Genomic DNA, 3697 nt, shown 5'->3' on the forward strand with positions numbered 1-3697 from the left:
GGTGTATTGCTCGCGCAAGGCGTCGGGAATCCGCGTGCCGAGGTGCGGAATCGAGATCAGGAGCGGCGCAGTGCCGCGCTCAAGCGTATAGAGGTCGGTCATGGTTCGTCGAAACTGAACGGGGGATGCGTGGGCTCATGCGTTCGACAGCAGGCGCGCAAGCGCCTTGCGATAGTCGGCGTACAGACGTTCTTCGTAGCGATGGCGGCGCTGCTCCACCACCTTTTCGCCGCCTGCGTATACGTCGAGCACCGGGGTCTCGCCGTGTTCGCAGAATACGACGGACGAAAGCCACGTGCCGGGCGACTGTCCGGCAAGATCCGCATGCTGCGGGTCCAGCACGATCCAGTCGGCGCGTGCTCCTGCTATCAGCGCGCCCGTTGCGCGCCCCGTGGCACGCGCGCCGCCTTCGAGCGCGGCGTCGAACAGGCGGTCCGCAACCTGGGCCGTCTGCGCGGAAGCCAGCACGTTGCGCTGGCGCCGCACGAGTCGCTGCCCGTATTCGAGCAAGCGCAGTTCGGCGCGCCAATCCACGCCGATGTGGCTGTCCGAGCCCACGCCGAACGCGCCGCCTGCTTCCAGATAAGCGTGCGCCGGGAAAATGCCGTCGCCCAGATTCGCCTCGGTCGTGAGGCACAGCCCCGCCACGGCGCCGCTCTTCGCGAGTGCGTTCGTTTCGCCCGCATCGATATGCGTGGCGTGCACAAGGCACCAGCGTGCATTGACGTCGAAGCGGTCGAGCAGCCATTGCACCGGACGCGCGCCTTCGGTCGCGAGGCAGGCCTCCACTTCCGCGGTCTGCTCGGCGATATGAATGTGCACCGGTGCGCCGGGCAGCATGGCATCGAGCCCTTCGAGCAGCGCGCGCAGCGAGTCCTTCGAGACGGCCCGCAGCGAATGCGGCGCCACGCCGTAACGCAGTGCGCCGTGCTCGGGCCGCGCGTGCCGCAGCGTGCCGATGAGGTCGAGCAGCTGGTCCGGCGAGTTGATGAAGCGCCGCTGATCGTCGCGCGGCGGCTGCGCGCCGAAACCGCTGTACTGGTACAGCACGGGCAGCATAGTCATGCCGATGCCGGTATCGGCTGCGGCATCGACGGCACGTTGCGCCAGTTCCGCCGGATTGCCGTAGCGCTGGCCGCTTTCCGCATGGTGCACGTAGTGGAATTCGCAGACGGACGTATAGCCCGCCTTCAGCATTTCCACATAGAGCCAGCCCGCAATCGCGCCGAGGTCTTCAGGCGTGATGCGCGCGGCGAACCGGTACATGAGGTCGCGCCAGCTCCAGAAGCTGTCGGTGGGGTTCGCGCGATATTCGGTGAGGCCCGCCATCGCGCGTTGAAACGCATGCGAATGAAGATTAGGCATGCCAGGCATGACCGGGCCTGCCGCCTGCGGAACGCCCGCGGGTGCGCGGACGAGATCGGGTGTCACTGCGACAAGACGGCCTGCGTCGTCCCATTCGAGCAGGACGTTGCGGCGCCAGCCGCCGGGCAGATAAGCATGCTCGGCAAAGAGCGCGTGTGAAGTCGGATTCATGTTCGTAGCGTGGTTCAGGCGTTCAAACGGTGCACGTCGGAGCGGTGCAAAGCGGTGAAAACGGTTTCGCCCGCGCGCACGACGCGTTCGCACAGCGGGCGGCCCATCCAGTAGGCAAGTTCCGCCAGCGACTGGACCCGCCATACCGCGAAGTCGGCGGGACGCCCCGCCGCCAGCGTGCCGTGCCGCTCGCTGTCGCCGAACGCGCGCGCCGCGTGTTGCGTCACGCCCAGCAGCACTTCGGGCACGGTCATGCGAAAGAGCGTGGTCGCCATGTTCATCATGAGCAGCAGCGACGTGGTGGGCGACGTGCCCGGGTTGCTGTCGGTCGAAATCGCAATGGGCACCTCGTAACGCCGCAGCAAATCGAGCGGAGGCAGCTGCGTTTCGCGGATGAAGTAGTAGGCGCCCGGCAGCAGCACGGCCACGCTGCCCGCGGCCTTCATCGCCGCAACACCGGCTTCGTCGAGAAATTCCAGATGGTCGGCCGAAAGCGCGCCGTAACGGGCAGCCAGCGCCGCGCCGCCGCTGTTCGAGAGCTGCTCCGCATGCATCTTGACCGGCAGATTGCGCCGCGCCGCCGCCTCGAACACGCGCTCGCTCTGCGCGAGCGAAAAGCCGATGCGCTCGCAGAACACGTCGACCGCGTCCACAAGGCCCTCGTCTGTGAGCGCGGGCAGCATGCGCTCGCATACTTCATCGATATAGGCGTCGGCGCGGCCCGCGTATTCCGGCGGCAGCGCATGCGCGCCGAGGAAGGTCGTGCGCACCGTCACCGGATAACGCGCGGCAAGGCGACGCGCCACGCGCAGCATCTTGCGCTCGGATGCCAGTTCGAGGCCATAGCCCGATTTGATCTCGACGGCGGTTACGCCTTCCGCAAGCAGCGGTTCGAGCCGTGCCGCCGACTGCGCGAAGAGCGCGTCCTCGCTCGCGGCGCGCGTCGCGCGCACCGTCGAAACGATGCCGCCCCCCTGGCGGGCAATCTCTTCGTAGCTCACGCCCGCAAGACGCTGTGCGAATTCGTCGGCGCGCTGGCCGCCGTAGACGAGGTGCGTATGACAATCGACGAGTCCCGGCGTGACCCAGGCGCCGCCCAGGTCTTCGCGCGGCCATGCAGCGTACTGTGCGGGAACCTGCGCGAGCGCGCCGAGCCAGGCGACGTTGCCGTTCTCCACGGCGATGGCCGCATCGTCGATCGTCTCGCGCGGATCGCCTTGCGCGCACAGTTTGAGGTTGTGCCAGAGAGTCTGTTTCATGGGTCGGTTCATGAAGTCCGCATGGCGTTCGGCAGCGCGGTGCCGGAAGACGGGTCGCCTGCCTGCGCAGAGACCCCATCGAGTGCGATAGCCAGCAGTGCGCCCCCGCCCTGCGTTGCGATGTCCACGGCTTGCGCGGCGTCGATGCGCAGCGTGTCGCCGGTGGCCAGCGTGACCGGTGCTGCGTCGTTCACGCTGATCGCTACCGGACCACGCGCGCAAAACAGCAGCAGCGTTTCCGCAGTCGAGCGGCACGACGTCGCCGTGCGCCATACGTCGAGCGTACCGCGCGCCGCGCCCCGGCGCACCATCAGATTGAAGTCGCGCGTCGGGCCATCCACCAGCCGCGCCGTGAGCGCGGTTTCTCCCGCAAAGCGCGCGACGTCCAGCGGCGCCGTGAGCGCGTGCGTGCGCGCGGTGGGCCCGGCTTCGTCGAGCATCATGCCCGCGCCTTCGAGCAGCACCAGCGTGCGGTCCACGCCCTCGAAGCGCGAGAACGGTCCTGCCTGCGCCACATCGGCCACGCTCACACGCCACGCGAACGTGTCGAGCGCCGTGCCGGCAGCGGCGCCTGCAATGCCGCCGGCGATGCAGCCGGCAATCGGCGCCGCTGCGATCTCGCGCGTGACGCCGCCGCCGTTCTTCCACGGCGATGCCACAAGGTCCGCACCGCGCAGCAGCGTCACACGCGCATCGGCCTGCAATGCTTGAGCGCCGCTCATCGACCGAGCATCGGCAGCTTCAGGCCCGCTTCACGCGCCGTCTGCTGCGCGAGTTCGTAGCCGGCGTCCGCGTGGCGCATCACGCCCGTCGCCGGGTCGTTGTGCAGCACCCGCCCCAGACGCTCGTGCGCCGCCGCCGTGCCGTCCGCCACGATCACCACGCCCGCGTGCTGCGAGAAG

3 protein-coding genes and 2 pseudogenes are annotated in these 3697 nt (G+C 68.5%); all 5 read right to left on the bottom strand.

The window, feature by feature from the left end; genetic code table 11:
- Window positions 1-102: pseudogene (locus BFE01S_RS46180) on the bottom strand (N-formylglutamate deformylase); the annotation flags it as partial.
- Between the two features lie 33 nt (window positions 103-135).
- Window positions 136-1536, bottom strand: a complete 1401-nt coding sequence (locus tag BFE01S_RS36555; RefSeq protein WP_028229694.1) for a formimidoylglutamate deiminase — start codon at window positions 1534-1536, stop codon at window positions 136-138.
- 14 nt (window positions 1537-1550) lie between these two features.
- Window positions 1551-2795, bottom strand: coding sequence for an imidazolonepropionase (gene hutI / locus BFE01S_RS41650; protein WP_042340076.1), 1245 nt, complete (start codon window positions 2793-2795; stop codon window positions 1551-1553).
- An 8-nt stretch (window positions 2796-2803) separates the two neighbouring features.
- Window positions 2804-3517, bottom strand: a complete 714-nt coding sequence (locus tag BFE01S_RS41655) for a HutD/Ves family protein (protein ID WP_042340078.1) — start codon at window positions 3515-3517, stop codon at window positions 2804-2806.
- Window positions 3514-3697 (bottom strand): annotated as a pseudogene (locus BFE01S_RS36570) (urocanate hydratase); the annotation flags it as partial. The gene BFE01S_RS41655 and the pseudogene BFE01S_RS36570, both read right to left, overlap by 4 nt.

Source organism: Paraburkholderia ferrariae NBRC 106233 (genome assembly GCF_000685035.1).
Classification (GTDB): Bacteria; Pseudomonadota; Gammaproteobacteria; order Burkholderiales; family Burkholderiaceae; genus Paraburkholderia; species Paraburkholderia ferrariae.

Coding starts and splice junctions, on each gene's coding strand:
- BFE01S_RS36555 (WP_028229694.1), bottom strand. CDS start 1,536: ATGAATCCGACTTCACACGCGCTCTTTGCCGAGCATGCTTATCTGCCC.
- hutI (WP_042340076.1), bottom strand. CDS start 2,795: ATGAAACAGACTCTCTGGCACAACCTCAAACTGTGCGCGCAAGGCGAT.
- BFE01S_RS41655 (WP_042340078.1), bottom strand. CDS start 3,517: ATGAGCGGCGCTCAAGCATTGCAGGCCGATGCGCGTGTGACGCTGCTG.